Below are 16,058 nucleotides of genomic sequence, written 5' to 3'. Positions count from 1 at the left end.
TATTTATGAGTTTTTTTCTCCTTCTGATATCTTTCGCGATATGTAAGCAACTGTTTTTTTTCATCCCTAAATCAGAGTGAAAAAAATTCACTGTATACATAAAAAACATTGATTTCTTAGTTTATTTTTTAGGTTACCTATCTATGGTTAGCTTGTTGCGTTGCCCATCGTCCAAACCTTATTCGTCACTCATATGTTCACTGACGCTAGGCGCTGTAGTCGCCCTGTCTGGTGTCGCGTACGCTGAAGAGACAAAACCCGCCGAGGCAGTTCCTGTGGTTACTCCACCGAAAGTGATTTCTCAGCCCAGTACAAAAAATCAAATCAGATTCACTAAGACAGGCGCTTTTGATAGCGAAACTGTCGTGAAGATTGCAAAACGTTTGGCAGCGAAACCTTATGTGACCCTCAAAGATCCTTTGCCAGCTGGCCTTGCTAAACTGTCATACGATGAATACAGAGATATTCGTTTTAACCCGACTGCGTCTATTTGGCGTGATCAGGGCGTGCCATTTCAAATGCAAATGTTCCACCGTGGTTTCTATTTTCAGGATCTGATCGAGATTGCGATTGTAGAAGGTCAGAATGCAACGCACTTAGCCTATGAGCCTAAATATTTCACCGCGGGTGAAGTGATTACTCAAGCGCTACCAAATGATGACATTGGCTACTCAGGATTCCGTATTCATAACCAATTGAATACGAACGGTGTATTTGACGAGCTTATGGTATTCCAAGGTGCGAGTTATTTCCGTGCTTTAGGTAAAGGTAACGCCTATGGCTTATCTTCCCGTGGTTTGGCGTTAAAAACGGCTGACGCTGAAGGGGAAGAATTCCCGATATTTCGCGCCTTCTGGGTTGAGCGTCCACACAATGACAGCAACTTGATTGTTGTGCATGCCTTGTTAGATAGCCCAAGCGTAGCAGGTGCCTATACTTTCTCTGTCCGTCCCGGTGATAACACCTTGATTGATGTAGAAGCGACACTGTTTCCTCGTGTTGAGCTGAGCAAAGTCGGTTTAGCACCAAGCACTAGCATGTTCTTACATTCACTCAATGGTCGTCACGACACCGATGATTTTAGACCTGAAGTACATGATTCTGATGGTTTATTGATGTTAAATGGTCGTGGTGAGCATTTATGGCGCCCATTGGCTAATCCACGTCAGTTACAAGTCAGTGCGTTTTCTGACAACTCGCCTCAGGGATTTGGTCTGATCCAACGTGAGCGTGACTATGCGTCATATCAAGATTTAGAAGCCCATTACGAACGTCGCCCAAGCCTATGGATTGAGCCTGTGGGTAATTGGGGGCAAGGTTCAGTGGTGTTGACTGAAATTCCGACAGAGTCTGAAATTCATGACAACATTGTTAGTTATTGGAAACCACGTCAGCCTATTCCTGCTGGCGGTGAATTTCATTTTGCCTATCGCATGAGTTGGGGTGAAGAACCGGCTGCGAAAGTCGGTGCTGTACATATTTCTCGCTCTGCCAGTGGTCGTGCCGATATTGCTAAGGCAACTCCAAGACGTTTATTTGTGGTCGACTATCAAGTTGAAGGTCCGATGACAGATGAAATGCCAGTCGCTAAAGTTGAAGCTTCTGGTGGTGTGGTCACGAACGTGGTGATTGCCCGTAATGCCGCTAAAAATGGCTATCGCTTAGCTTTTGAATTAGAGCCAGAAGATAAAGATCTTATCGAACTGCGCGCTGAACTTAAGTTCCCAACTCCTCGTCAGGTTGAAACCTGGCTCTATCGCTGGACGCTGTAAGGTTCATGACGGAGCAACATGATATGACTGTATCCGATAACTCGGTACTCGAGACGGAAGTCCTCGTGGGTGGTAGTGCTATGCCAAATGAACGGCCTGGCGCTATGGAACCCCAAAATTTAAGTAAGATGCCAGAGGGATTTCCTCGCCGTAGCACTGTGGCTGATGGGGTACGTTCGCGTACCTACCGTCGTGTGTTTGTGGTGGGTGGGGCTTTATTATTATCTTTGTTTGCTATCTATGAAATGGGGGCGGTATTTAGCATTGGCGGAATTACTCCTCTGGAATATTTAGTGCTAGTGCTGTTTGCGGTTAACTTCTGCTGGATTGCTTTGGCGTTTTGTAGCGGTATTGCAGGTTTTTTAATTTTACTGCGAAAACCGCGGGCAAAAGATTTGCAAGTGACTGAACTGCATACGCGCACCGCGATTTTGATGCCGACCTATAACGAATCTCCTGATAGGGTATTCTCGGCGGTTTCAGTGATGGCTGAAACCTTGTCGCAAACGGGTCACGGTCATGCTTTTGATTGGTTTATCTTAAGTGATACTACGGATCCCGATATTGCTTTACTCGAAGAGCAGGCGTTTCTGGTGTTACGTCAAGAAACCCATAAGCATTCGCGGGTGTATTACCGTCGCCGTCGTAAAAACGTCGCTCGTAAAGCGGGTAACGTAGCCGATTTTTGCCGTCGTTGGGGGTCGCGCTATGATCACTTGTTAGTGCTTGATGCCGACAGTTTGATGGAGTCTTCAACCATCACTGGCTTAGCTCAGCGCATGCAGGCCGATCCTGATGCGGGTTTGATCCAAACGATTCCGTCGTTGATCAATGGCACCACTTTAATGGCCCGTTTACAGCAATTTGCGGCGCGTATTTATGGTCCGGTTATTGGTACCGGGTTAGGTTGGTGGGTACAAAAAGAAGGTAACTTCTGGGGCCACAACGCCATAATCCGCACCGAAGCCTTTATGACTGCGGCGGGATTACCTAACCTTAAGGGTAAGCCACCTTTTGGTGGTCATATCATGAGCCATGACTTTGTTGAAGCTGCGCTGATCCGCCGTGCGGGCTGGAGTGTGGTTATTGCTTATGACTTACCGGGTTCATACGAAGAATGTCCACCGTCGATTATCGACTTAGCCGTGCGTGATCGTCGCTGGTGCCAAGGTAACTTGCAGCATTCGCGTATTTTGCCGACTAAAGGTTTGCACTGGGTAAGCCGTTTACATTTACTGACGGGTATCATGGCTTATTTGTCATCTCCTTTCTGGTTGATGTTGATTTTGACCGGTTTGATGTTGGCTTTGCAGGCACACTTTATTCGACCTGAATATTTCACCGATCAATTTTCACTGTTCCCGACTTGGCCCATCATGGACTCGGATAGGGCATTAAGATTGTTCTACATTACTATGGGGGTTTTGTTTGGCCCTAAAGTATTCGGTGTCTTGTTGCTGCTTAAAGACGGTGAGTTTGCTCGCAGTGTTGGTGGTCGAATTAAAGCGATATTCAGTGTGATCTTTGAGGTTATACTTTCAGCGCTGATTGCACCTATCATGATGTTTATCCATTGTGGTGCTGTGATGTCAATTCTGATGGGGCGGGACAGTGGTTGGTCGCCGCAACGTCGTGATGACGGCAGTATGCCTTGGATGACGTTAATTTATCGTCACCGCTGGCATATGCTGGCAGGTGTGATGTTAGGTTATGCGGCAATTTTGGATTCTTTGACTTTGTTAGCTTGGATGAGTCCGGCGTTGATCGGTCTGTGGATTGCTGTGCCAATTTCGGCATGGACAGGTTCAGTCAAAATTGGCGAAGTGTTCAAGCGTGCCGGTATTCTTGCAACACCAGAAGAACGTAACCCTGCGCAAATTTGTCTGCAAGCGCAAGAAGCGCGCGCCGCTTACCAAAGACACATTGCTGAGCCTTGGACGTTAGCACAGGTACTTAAAGACCCTGCGTTGATGGAATTGCATTTAGCCATGGTGGATAAACAGCCTTTGCGTGCTGCGGGTACACCAATTGAAGCGATGGAAGCAATAGTGCATGTGAAGGTGCATGAAGCTCGTTGTCAGCAGAGCGCATTAGCTTTACTCAATCGTCAAGAAATGGCGATGGTGTTGGCAAATCCTTTGATGTTACGTAGCCTACAGAAATTACCAGAGCAATTTGTCGAAGAAGATCTGGTGTCTTTTTGCTAACGAACACTTGATCAGCATATTTATGCGAGTTTGTTTGATATCAATGCCACTGACGACCTCAGTGGCATTTTTCTTTTCATTATCTGGAGTTAACCCCTAGTAATTAATTGATCTCCATGGAATAGTCATATAACAGTGTTGTTGACTGATATAACCGCTGGCTCTCAGGTGACCTTAAAAATAGCTAAGGGAGTATTTATGATATTGAAAAAGATCATTCGCTATTTGCCCCCATCCATGCGTGTAACGCTAAACGTGAGAGAACTCAAATTGATAGAGCAGGAGTTCAACATCGCGAACTTGAAAGCATTGCAGATTAACTCGATGCCGACGAGGCGTAATCTCGCGCAACTATTACTTAGCCTTTTTTTCTGTATTCCAATAATTTTAGTGCCAAAGGTAAGTGCAGCTGATGGCGCTCAATCCCTGACATCAAATTCGAGTATTGCTGCGCAGCCAAATCTTGAGGGTAAAGCTGAAGATCTTACTGCTGTGCTGCCGCTTGCGGCCTTAGTGCCACAGGTGTTGCTATTGGATCTCGCAGGCGTTAATCCAGTATTTGGCCAGCATTATCGTGACTTAACACTTTCTCCTAATACCTTATCTACTGCTGATTTAGTACGAATCCAAGCTGATGTTACCGGTTACTGGCATTATGTGATGACATCCGCAGAATGTAACAACGCTGGAGCCCCAGAGACGGTTTCATCCGTTATTCCAGAGGATCCCCAATATCAAAGGGTGCTTAAGCAAATCGCCCATTTAGTGCAATTGGACACAATTGAACCATGGGAAACTTTAGTGCTAGATGAAAAGTTAACCTTAGGAATGAGTCATCAGATCGTTGATACCATAGCAAAGCGTGTGTGGATATTGGGAGACTTAGCCACTGAGCCTAGAGTGAATCAAGTTTATACCGAAGAACTTATGATTGGCATTAAGCGCTTTCAGCAAAAGCATGGGTTAAAACAGGACGGGGTGATAGGTAAGCAGACCTTATTTTGGGTGAACCAATCGCCAAGGGCGAGGGCGGTACTATTAGCTAAAAACACTATTCGACAAAGAGTGTTTGAACGTAAATTAGAGCCGAGTTATTTGCTGATTAATGTGCCCGCTTTTGAGATGACGTTGGTCGATAATGGTACGCCAGTGTTAAGTTCCAAGGTCATTGTGGGTAAATCTTCTCGGCAAACACCGATTTTGGACAGTCAGATTTCTAGCGTGGTGCTTAACCCTAGTTGGCGAGTGCCTAGCAGCATTTTACGGCGGGACATTCTGCCGCAAATTCAGCGAAATGGTCATTATCTTAAGGAACGTCAATTTGATGTGTACGATTATAACGGTCAACAGGTGCAACGCATGCCAGAGGAATGGCAGGCCTTAGCCAGCGCTTCGTTTCCCTATCAGCTTGTACAACGCCCAGGGGCGAAGAATGCATTAGGTAAATATAAGTTTCACTTTGATAACAGTTTCAGTGTCTATTTACATGGAACTTCTGAGCCAAGTCTCTTTAAAAAGGACGATAGGGCACTATCATCTGGCTGTATTCGTATTGAAAAAGCCACTGAATTAGCCCAGTGGTTTAAAGAACATTTAGTGAAAGACAAACGTTTATGGGACAAGTTAGCCCCTGGTATCACTGAACCCCAGTGGTTTTCACTTTCCGAAAAGCTGCCCGTGCATCTGGTTTACTGGACTGCATGGTTAGACGATAGTGGGCAGGAGCAATACCGTCGCGATATTTATCATTTGGAACCTGAGCTGACGAATGCTGTGCCTGCCACGGTTTTGGAACAACATTAACGTTTTTGTGCTGTAAAGCTGAGCAAGATAAGCATCTGAACTCGCTTGGCATTTTGAAATCCTACTCAGAATGGGGTTGGCAAAACTTGATCTTAGGGCTTATTCAGTATAATTTGCCTTACTAGTGACCAAAAAGCATACAAAAGGTGATCATGTGACTTTAATATGTCCTGCCCGTAGGCAGTTATTGTTAGGCCTTAGTGGTGTGGCATTATGTTCCTTTATTCCCTCAAAAGCAGTTGCCAGCCGTTCAACCAAAGGGATCCGCGAGTTAAGTTTGTTTAATCGTCATACTGGCGAGCGCGATGATGGTAGTTACTGGGTAGATGGTCATTATCAGAGCAAGGTGTTAGACAATTTTAATCATTTGCTGCGGGATCATCGTCAGAATGTGGCAGCACCTATGGATAAGCGCTTATTTGATTTACTCCACTCGCTCAAAACAACCTTGAATACCAACGATGAAATCCATGTAATTTCTGGTTACCGTTCACCAAAAACCAATGCCATGCTCGTGAGCCACAGTGGCGGAGTTGCTAAGAAGAGTTATCACATGCGCGGCATGGCGATGGACATAGCTATCCCTAGCGTTAAACTAAAAACCCTCAGAGAAGCGGCTTTATCCCTGAAACTCGGTGGTGTGGGTTATTATCCTAATTCTGGCTTTGTGCACGTCGATTGTGGTCCGGTAAGGCACTGGTAGCAATGATCTGTTGTTGGATCTGCTGATAAAAATCTTGTTCCAAGGCTTGCGATTCGATCAAGTAATGTCTGAGCAGCGGGATAAATTGTTGATTGAGTTTGTTCATTTCTCTATGTTGTTGCCAATCACAGATCAATAGGCTGAGACGTTGTGAAAATTGATATTGTCTTTGCCTCTGCGACTCAATATCGACGGACTCAATAATTTGCATAAGTAAGATCAAGCTGCGGTTTTTTTGTTGGGTGCAGGCAAGCAATTCTAAGAATTTTAATTCGAGGGTATTTTGCTGATAAGGAACGGTTTCGATAAGAGAGACGAGTTCACGGGCCAGTTGGCATGAAAGTCTATTTTCTTGTTGTAACTGGTATAGCGCATGACGCATTTTTTGACACAGCAGTTATCGAAATTTGCCCGAGCTTAACAGGCTTCTCAATTTCCCAGTGTGATCTAGATCTCGTGTTTTTTGTTTGAGATCAAAGCCTTTTCTCTGCCGTAACAGCCAAGATACAAGTTCCTCAATTTGATAAATAGCGGTCTGTTTTGCTAACGCTGACGCCGATAAATAGGGGGCTTGCGGTATTCTTGTGCGCCTTGGGTATCTATGTTAGTATTCGCGCGCTTTATATGAGCCGTCATTGGTCGAAAATGCCGGCAACTTTTTACTCTAAATTTAAGTGAGAAACACATGTCTTACACTATCCAAGCACAAACCCGCACTGAAATAGGGAAAGGTTCGAGCCGCCGCCTACGCCATGCTGGTAAAGTACCTGCTGTTATTTATGGCCAAGGCAAAGAGCCAGTTTCTATTGTTTTTGATCACAAAGATATCATTAACATTCAAGCTAATGCTGACTTCTACACTTCTACTCTGACTATCGTTGTTGATGGTAAAGACGTGGGTGTTCGTGCACAAGCTATGCAACGCCACGTGTTCAAACCAATCATTGAACACGTTGACTTCGTTTACGCTTAATTGTCGTAACTGAAGCAAAAAGCGCCTAAGGGCGCTTTTTTTGTGGCTGATTTTTAGTTGTTTGTATTTATGGGTAGACACTTAGGCTTTACCCAAACAACCTCAACATACTGTAACCCGTATTTTGAGATTGTTTGGCTAGAGTGATTGGATGCTAATTTTGTAGTATCAATATTTTGGTATTCATATTGGTATTCATATGGTTACTTGATATTGAAGTTGTAATAGATATCAAGTGATTGGCCTAAAGTGCCTGACACGGTTTCTAGATAGAGTTGTGAGAGCAAGTAATACCTGACGGTCATTTCGTAACCAGGGTTAAATACACCTACTCCGTATTTCACCATTAAGTTATCGCCGATAAAGCCACTGATCGCCACACGCCCTTCATCATTAGTGTCGAGTTGCACGTTAGAGAAACCAAACTCTTCAATGAGTCCTGTCGCAGTATTCCCTAAGTTGTTAATTGCGCCGCCGCCTACCTGTGACCCTAAACCGAGTGCCGCCCCCATCATCAGCGAGTTATTTTGCTCATTGTTGGCGCTGTTAAAGCCACTGCCTTTGATAATGTAAGACAAGATTTCGGCCTGCTCTTTGGCTGGATTGGAGAATAAGGTCACCACTGGGCGTGATGGCGTGCCTGTGACGCGTACACCTGCCACTAAGTCTTCAGTCTTAATTTCCCGTATTGCTTCAATATTCAGGTTTGGTAATGACGTTGGCCCCACAAATTGCACTTCACCAGTACGGATTTTTAGGGTTTGACCCATAAACTTGTAGCTACCTTGATTGACTTTGATATTACCGAAGAGCAAAGGAGGACGGAAAGCTTGCTGCTGTAGCTTTAAGGTCCCTTGGAGTTTACCTTTGAGACCCATACCATCAATTCTGAGTTCGTTCCCCACACTGATATTCAGATCTGCAACGATGGCGTAGGGGCTAGTTTTAGGCTGAGTGGCGGCAATGGAATCGTCAAATACCACGTCTTCGGAGGCTGCGACACCGCCTTCCGCTAATGGCACAATTTTAATGTTGCCAGAAGGTACTGCTATTTTTCCTTTTACTGCCAGTTGCTTACTGTTGAAGGTTAAGTTGATCTCGGGGGAGACATCGAGAATAGCCAGTGGCGGTTGGATCACGGCGAGCTTATCGCCTTCGAGGGCTAACTCGCCACTAAATTGACCTTGGGGCCATTGCAGTTGACCATTCACTCTGCCTAAACCATTGCCCATCATCCAGCGTCCCTTAAGCTGCGCTTGTTGACCCGCAAATGACATCGACATGTCAATTTTGTCGATTAATGTTGGGTTTGCTGTTAGGGCTAAGGCGCCCTCAGTTAAGGCCATGCTCCCCGATACTTCGGGCGCATCTAGACTACCCGCAAAGTTAAGTTGACTCGTTAGCAAACCTTGCACTGTATTTAATTGAGGGAAAAACTCCCCAAGTGGCTGCAAGTTGATTTGCTTGATGTTGGCATAACCTGACAGGGTGCGATCGGGTGTGACATTGACGTTAATCTCACTCTGCCAACTGGCCACGCCTTCTGATTCAAAATCTAAAACCGTCGCCAGCCGTTTTGCATCTAAGGTCGCTTTTAATGACAGGTTTTGGTAATTAATGGTGACTTCACGATTTTTATCCCGTTTGAGCATAATGCTGCCGGGAGCAAAATCAAAGTTCACATCGGCAGTAGGCTTACGGCCAGCAGCCCATGCAACATTGGCTAATAGCGATGCATGGCCGTTCCAACGCATATTCGTTGGTAATATTGGGATAAGTAATTGCCCTGGATTACCTGAGTAGCTCACCTGTGCGCTGCCTTTTTTACCTATTGGTGTATTACTGTTTAGGCAGATACGGCTATTGGGATTCATGAGGCAAAAGGGCGTAATGCTGCCTTGATTCTTGATTTGGTCCCAAGCCAGATTAATGGTGTTATCGAGCTGCCATAGGCCTACGGGCGTGTTGAGATTTAAACGATCAACATCGAGCTGTAGTCGTGACTTCTTCACATCGTATTGGCTGCTCATCGTTGCATCGAGCCCAAGATCGCCCGTGGCGTTGAGAGTGAGTTTTTGAGCGTTAATGGTACCTTTCGCCCCGAGTGTCACTGTATCTAAATTTTGTTCTGCAATCTGCAAGGTTTTTGATTTTAGCGAGATAGCAAACTCATGTTGATCTAGCGGCTTGTAATAGGCCTTTAAATTAGATTCCTGCAGTTTAATGTTTTGATAGTAAAGTTCTGCCAGCTGCGCAGTAAGCTCGACCTGGGGGTGTTTCTCGTCACCAGTGACATTGATCTGCGCCTGTAGTTGGCCGCTGGCCTTAGGTAACCACAGGCCAAAGTCGGGCACTTGTAATTCACCTTGGAGATCCCAGTTGGCATTGGCTTCGCCTTTGAGTGCCAGAGTTGAACCTAGTACTTTGGCGTTCAGCCCTTTAGCACTGATATACAGGGAGTCATTCACACTGATATCCCCTGTAATGTCGAAGGGATAACCTTGCAAAGTGCCAGTGAGCTCAGTATCGCTCAGGGATACTTGCCAACGGGGGTCTGCAAATGAGCCTTTAGTGCGTAATTTTCCTGAAATCAAACTGTCCGGTAAACCCGTTGTACTTTGCGCTGTATCCGTTTGTGGCAGCTGTATTTCTTGTAATTTGACGTCATTGATCCAGAGATTGGCGTTCCAGCTAATGGCTTTTTGATAATCGAGTTCGCCCGTGAGCTTGACCTTACCAATCGCGCCCATTACATCAAGATTATTGATGGTTAACTTAGCATCTTGATGTTGGATGTCAGTGTCTATGTCGAGCACTTTGTGAAAGGGTGTGATCAGTTGGCCAGTAAGACTCGCCTCTTGCCGATTAAGGTCGCCTTGGCTATCGAGTGTGGCATTGCTTACCGAGTATTCAGGGTTCTTCAGTGGCCACTGAAGCCGTGTTTGTTCAAGTTTCACCTTGTAGGGCAGGTTAGGGTCTTGCAGTGTTATTTGGCCATCTAGTGTAAAGTCGGCATCGCCCTTGGCGACGGCATTCACCTGAAGTTGCCCTAAACTTTGGCTCAGCTTTAACGTTAATACTTGATGAGTGAGATCTGGCAATTCGACTAGTTGGTTAAGGGTGAGATTTGCCTCTAAATCGAGTGGATAATCTTTATCAAGTGTTAGGCTGCCAGTGATATCGACGCTGCCATCGGTGTGGCTGATGGCAAGATGGTCTAAGGTCAATTGGTATTCACGGAAACTGCCTTGTAGTTCTGCATGGCCAAAAACATCTTTACGATCGCCGATTTGCAGTGTGGTGTTGTCTAACGTTAGGGCATTGACTGTCACAGGGAAAGGCATAAATACTTGTGGCAATTGTGCTAAAGCCCATTCAGCCTCTTTTGTTAGCGACGGACTGGCCGATGGTGTCGGTGTTTTTCCCGCGGCAGTGCTGGGATCTGCTGCATTCGTTACCGCTGCCGTGCTAGTTTGCGTTGCTACATCGGTTGATGCAGGGATCAGTACTAATAATCCTTCGCTGGATAGCTGTTTAACCGACAAACCTTCGGTAAACCATTGTGCTTCTGCGTTAAGACGATTAGCGGTAAATTGCATATCATCCACTTGGATATTAACGCCATTGAGTTCAGCAGAATCTAAAACAATATCAAAGGGTAATAGGAGCTCGCTGGGTTCTTCATCAAGTGGTGCGACAGGTGCTTCGTTTGAGTCTGCAGAAAGCGCTAGGGTATCAATAGTGACATTGACTTTAGCCGCAGATAAGCTATTCACGCATAAGCGTTTTTGCAGTAAACAGGCGGGTTGCCACAGTAAATGCAGATCCTCAAGTTGCACGTTCATTCCGGCCATAGACCAAGCCGCGTGTGATAGGGCTAAGTCTTTGTTAATGGAACCAGAGGTATAAGTCAGTTCAAGATCGGGTACAAATTGATCGGCTAAACCCACGGTAATGCGCGAGCCAAATTCAGTGCCGAGTAATAGGGCGATTAACACTAAAAGCCCTAATGGCACATAGATAATAATCCGAGTCCAGAGTTTGAACTGCCGCCACAGTCTTTGAATGAATGACACCGATGGGGTGACAGAGGTCACTATGGTTTCAGTGGCTTCGGCTTCATTGGCTTCAATGATGGGATTATCAACGATATCTTGTTCGCTTGGCTTATTATGCTCTGGGGGCTGGCTCATAGATCTGTCCCCATGGTTAGGTGAATTCGCCATGATCTTTCAATGGTCTCAGTTTCTTTCAATCCGACCCCTAAATCTAATTTGATTGGACCAATCGGGGAGATCCAATGGATACCGCCACCGACAGAGACGACAGGTTCAAATTGATTATTATCGAAGGCGTTACCCGCATCGATAAATGTACCGACCCGCCAAGTGGGTGTCACATAATATTGATATTCCAAACTACCAACCATTAAATAGCGGCCACCGATAACCTCGCGATTGGTTTTTCCATCGTCAGCAACATAGTCTAAATAGGGGCCGAGTTCTTGATAACCATAACCTCGGACACTCTGATCGCCACCGGCAAAATAGCGTAGTGATGGTGGGATAGAGGCAAGATCATTCTCGTTAGCTAAGTTGGCAGCTAAATCAATACGAGCGACGATTCTGTGGTTATCGAAGAAGGTATCAATCCATTTAAATTTAGCTTGCAAGCGGGCTAGGCGGGTTTCTGATCCTAAATAGGGATCGGCATAGTCTAGGCTGTAAATTTGTCTAAACCCGGATTTAGGATCCAGTGAGTTATCACCCCGGCTAGTCCGAGAAAAGTTAATTCCTGCCAGATAAAACGACGGCATATAATCGACGTCAGACTGAGTATATTCTTCGCGTATGGCCTCCAACGAATAACTCATTAGCCATTGATTTTCTAGTCTTTGCTGACGTAATAGTCCCAGAAGGTACTTAGTCGACTCGAGCTGGCCTGTGTTACTAAAATCACGATTCTCGGCATCATATACCTGAGTCACACCGTATTTGTCCCGCAGCAAACCGAGGCGGATCTTCAATTGATCGTCTAAGGGATGCGTGAGCGGAATCGTATAAGTGGTTAATAACTTTGGTCTATCGGGCGACCATTCGAGACTGGTTTCTTGGGAATGCCCGTATTTATTGATTTGTGGTGTACGCCAAGTCACGCGCACCCTCGGATCAAAGGCTTGATCTGTTTTGCCAATATCACCACCAAAACCGAGTTCAATTGCGTGACTTGCCTTAGGTGTTAATTCGACTCGCATTGGAATATGGTTATCTTCGACGTTATCGATTTGCGGGATCACTTTGATATTGGCGAAATAACCAGTATCTAATAACTGACGATTCAAGGCGCTTACACGGCGAGTTGAGTATGAAGCACCTTCTTTAAAGGGGATAAGATCCTCTAATATATCGGGTTCTAAGTTATGGCCATCGAAACTGACTTGGCCAAATCGGTAACGTTTGCCTGAATCAAAATGCAAACTTACCTGTGCGGTATTAATATCGCGGTTAACTTTAATTTGTGATTCAGTAAATTCGCCATCGAAGTAACCTCGTGCCAAGGCTAAGGTGACCAGTTGCGATTTTACGTCGCTGTAAACACCGTGATTTAACACATCGCCGGGTTTAATGTTGACCTTTGCGAGCCATTGATCGAAGGCTCGGTCATCAAGCATTTCACCACTAAAATTAATATCGACCCACTGAACAATGGTTGGCTCGCCGGGGCTGATTTCAAGTTTTAATTCCCACGGTCCCTTGTCATGCTCAATCAGCTTTTCTTCTACTTCACCGTGATAGTAGCCCATGGATTCTAAGGCGGTGCTGATATTGTCATCGACATTAAACAAAAAGGCACGGCGCTGCACCTCAGATTCAGGTAAAGCGCCTAAGTGAGCAACTATGTTGCTTCGAAGCGCTTCATTCACGCCTGTAACAGATAATTTGATAAAATCATCTGCTGCCGCGACTGATGTGACTGAAATCAGACTCAGAAACAAGCAAAGACGAATGTAATGTGAGGTGATTTGCAAAAATGGCTGCACTTTATAGTCCCTGTGATTTGGCATCATTGTCGCCAGAATAAAACCAACAGGCAAGGAGATGATTGAAATTACACGATGAAATGGTTACAAAGGACGCTACTTTTTAAGGGGATGTAAAGAATGAAAACAAAATTAGCCACCTTTAGTTTAATTATTTCGGGCCTACTTTTTATGTCACATAACACCTTTGCCAATGATAAACCGTTCGCCATTGCGATCCATGGCGGTGCGGGGACGATTTCTAAAGCTAATCTCACCCCTGAACAACGCCAAGCCTACAAAGATAAGTTAAAGGAAGCGGTCGATAAAGGCTCAAAAGTCTTAGAGGAGGGCGGTGACAGCTTAGTGGCAGTACAAACCGCAATTAATATCCTTGAAAATAGTGCTCTGTTTAATGCTGGTATAGGCGCGGTTTATACCTATGACGGCGGACATGAATTAGATGCCTCTATTATGGATGGCAAAACCATGAATGCCGGTGCTGTTGCTGGAGTGCGTCATATTGCCAATCCAATTGACTTAGCCTTGGCCGTGATGAATAAATCTGAGCACGTGATGCTCTCGGGGGCAGGAGCAGAAGAATTTGCCCTGACTCAAGGCTTTACTTTAGTGCCAAATCATCATTTTGATACTGACGAGCGTTATCAGCAATTACTCGATGCACGGCAAAAACTGCAAGTTGCGGCTAAATCTGAACAAGTTGCTAATGTTGAGATGAAGGACCTCGATTACAAATTTGGTACCGTTGGTGCTGTCGCCTTAGATAAAAAGGGTAACTTAGCTGCAGGTACATCGACCGGTGGTATGACGGCAAAACGCTTTGGTCGTATCGGTGACTCTCCTGTCATCGGTGCTGGCACTTATGCTGAAAACGGTGTTTGTGCCGTATCGGCAACGGGTCATGGTGAATTCTTTATCCGTTACCTCGTCGCGGGGGATATTTGTGCCAAGGTGAAATATCAGCAAAAATCTATCATTCAGGCAGCAGATGAAGTTATTAATCAACGTCTTATCACTGCTGGCGGTTCGGGTGGTGTGATTGCAGTCGATCAGCGTGGCAATATTGCTACGCCATTTAATACCGAAGGTATGTACCGCGCCACCCGTAGTAATGGTGAGCCAGCCCAAGTGCTAATTTGGCATGATCAATAATGTCATTTGTAGAAGCATCTAGGTTTATAACTAACATGACTTAGAAACGTTAAAACTTCGAAACCTTAAAAAGCGAGTGCCGCAAAAGTGGACTCGCTTTTATTTTTATATCCTAATTGTACTAATATATTGAAAAATAACCAGATAAAGATCATTAAGCAGTATGGCTTATGATGTTTATCTGAGTGGTGCGGTTTGAGTTGGCCTAATAATTACCGCTGTTTAACCTTTAAAATTCAAATCTAGCAGTATAGAAGCCTAGATGTATATATATCTAAACGATCTATTATTACTGTTTAATATATCAAATAGTTATTAATTCATTATCCATCGACCCATAAAGGCATAGAATCCGGCTCAGACAATGCATTAAATGGGAGTCATTGATGGAACAATTACCGATATTGAATTTAAGTGATTGGCATGCCGGTGGACAACGTCGTAACGCTTTTATTACTAAGCTTGCCGATGCTGCCAGAAGAATAGGGTTTTTCTATCTCACAGGCCACGGCATTGAGCTTGCTAGACAGCAGCAAGTACTTCAGTTAGCGGCAGATTTCTTTGCGCTGCCCGTCGTAGATAAACTTGCGGTGAAAATGGCCAATACACCGCATTTTCGCGGTTATACCCGTTTGCAAGGTGAATTGACCTTAGGGAAACCGGACTTGCGGGAACAGTTTGATATCATGCAAGAAGAAGTGGCTAACCCTCAGCAGTCTGATGTGCCTATATGGTGGCAGCTACAGGGGCCTAATCAATGGCCGTCACAATTACCACAGATGAAATCGACTTTATTGGCATGGCAACAGGATTTAGCCGATACCAGTGTCACACTATTGAGGGCTTTAGCTGTTGCGCTAGAGCAGCCAGAAAGCGCCTTTGATGCCACGATCGAAGCGGGTCCTTATCAGCATATGAAGCTTATTCGCTATCCCAGCGCGGATGGACAGACTTCTGGCCAAGGCGTAGGGGCACACAAAGATCCTGGCTATTTGACCTTAGTGCTGCAAGATAAACAATCCGGTTTAGAGGTTCAGACTGACAACGGTTGGTTAAGCATACCGCCATTAGAAGATGCCTTTGTGGTGAATATAGGTGAATTACTTGAGTTGGCTTCTAATGGGTATTTAAAGGCAACCAACCATAGGGTTACTAGCCCGCCTGCTGGGGTCGAGCGCTACTCGTGCGCCTTTTTTATGGCGGCGCAGTTGAATGCGACAGTCCCTTTGTTACCTTTGCCAAAGCATCTGGCGAACCAAGCTCAAGGACCGGCAAGCGATCCATTAAATCCACTTTTCCACCAAGTGGGCCAGAACGTATTAAAAGGGCGTTTACGCTCTCATCCCGACGTTGCTCAAGCGCATTACGCCTCATTCGCTCATGCCATTTAATGGTTATTAGGATCTAT

At 45.3% G+C, this 16,058-nt stretch carries 10 protein-coding genes; 7 read left to right on the top strand and 3 right to left on the bottom strand.

What is annotated here, in order from left to right:
* Positions 1–143 precede the first annotated feature (143 nt).
* From RA178_RS12770 to mepK, 4 genes are all read left to right on the top strand, one after another.
* Entirely contained in the window at positions 144–1,772 is a 1,629-nt protein-coding gene (locus tag RA178_RS12770; protein ID WP_049821716.1) for a glucan biosynthesis protein G, read from the top strand.
* 23 nt (positions 1,773–1,795) lie between these two features.
* Positions 1,796–3,979 carry a glucans biosynthesis glucosyltransferase MdoH gene (mdoH, locus tag RA178_RS12765; RefSeq protein WP_105252289.1) on the top strand — a complete coding sequence of 728 codons (2,184 nt, stop codon included), beginning with the start codon at positions 1,796–1,798 and terminating at the stop codon, positions 3,977–3,979.
* A 324-nt stretch (positions 3,980–4,303) separates the two neighbouring features.
* Positions 4,304–5,782: a L,D-transpeptidase family protein gene (locus tag RA178_RS12760; protein ID WP_371135019.1), complete on the top strand. Its 1,479-nt coding sequence runs from the start codon at positions 4,304–4,306 to the stop codon at positions 5,780–5,782.
* 154 nt (positions 5,783–5,936) lie between these two features.
* Positions 5,937–6,485: a peptidoglycan L,D-endopeptidase MepK gene (gene mepK / locus RA178_RS12755; RefSeq protein WP_028760165.1), complete on the top strand. Its 549-nt coding sequence runs from the start codon at positions 5,937–5,939 to the stop codon at positions 6,483–6,485.
* Here mepK and RA178_RS12750 read toward each other — a convergent pair.
* Positions 6,436–6,867 (bottom strand): hypothetical protein, encoded by a 432-nt coding sequence (locus tag RA178_RS12750; protein ID WP_106650352.1) that lies wholly within the window; start codon positions 6,865–6,867, stop codon positions 6,436–6,438. The genes mepK and RA178_RS12750 overlap by 50 nt on opposite strands.
* 303 nt (positions 6,868–7,170) lie before the next feature.
* Between RA178_RS12750 and rplY the strand changes: the two genes are divergently transcribed.
* Positions 7,171–7,458 (top strand): 50S ribosomal protein L25, encoded by a 288-nt coding sequence (rplY, locus tag RA178_RS12745; RefSeq protein ID WP_306682108.1) that lies wholly within the window; start codon positions 7,171–7,173, stop codon positions 7,456–7,458.
* Between the two features lie 203 nt (positions 7,459–7,661).
* Here the strand turns inward: rplY and tamB are convergent, their stop codons facing one another.
* Positions 7,662–11,651 (bottom strand): autotransporter assembly complex protein TamB, encoded by a 3,990-nt coding sequence (gene tamB / locus RA178_RS12740; RefSeq protein WP_306682106.1) that lies wholly within the window; start codon positions 11,649–11,651, stop codon positions 7,662–7,664.
* Positions 11,648–13,498 (bottom strand): autotransporter assembly complex protein TamA, encoded by a 1,851-nt coding sequence (locus RA178_RS12735; protein WP_028760161.1) that lies wholly within the window; start codon positions 13,496–13,498, stop codon positions 11,648–11,650. Before RA178_RS12735 ends, tamB begins: the two co-directional genes overlap by 4 nt.
* 120 nt (positions 13,499–13,618) lie before the next feature.
* Here RA178_RS12735 and RA178_RS12730 point away from each other — a divergent pair, with 120 nt between their 5' ends.
* Both RA178_RS12730 and RA178_RS12725 read left to right on the top strand, forming a co-directional pair.
* On the top strand, positions 13,619–14,650 hold the full coding sequence (locus tag RA178_RS12730) for an isoaspartyl peptidase/L-asparaginase family protein (RefSeq protein ID WP_263144772.1): 1,032 nt from the start codon (positions 13,619–13,621) through the stop codon (positions 14,648–14,650).
* A gap of 386 nt (positions 14,651–15,036) precedes the next feature.
* On the top strand, positions 15,037–16,041 hold the full coding sequence (locus RA178_RS12725) for an isopenicillin N synthase family dioxygenase (protein WP_113939536.1): 1,005 nt from the start codon (positions 15,037–15,039) through the stop codon (positions 16,039–16,041).
* Positions 16,042–16,058: the final 17 nt, after the last annotated feature.

The organism is Shewanella oncorhynchi, assembly GCF_030848765.1.
Taxonomy (GTDB): domain Bacteria; phylum Pseudomonadota; class Gammaproteobacteria; order Enterobacterales; family Shewanellaceae; genus Shewanella; species Shewanella oncorhynchi.
The sequence above is the reverse complement of the archived record's forward strand: the minus strand, read 5'-3'. Positions and strand labels throughout refer to the sequence as shown.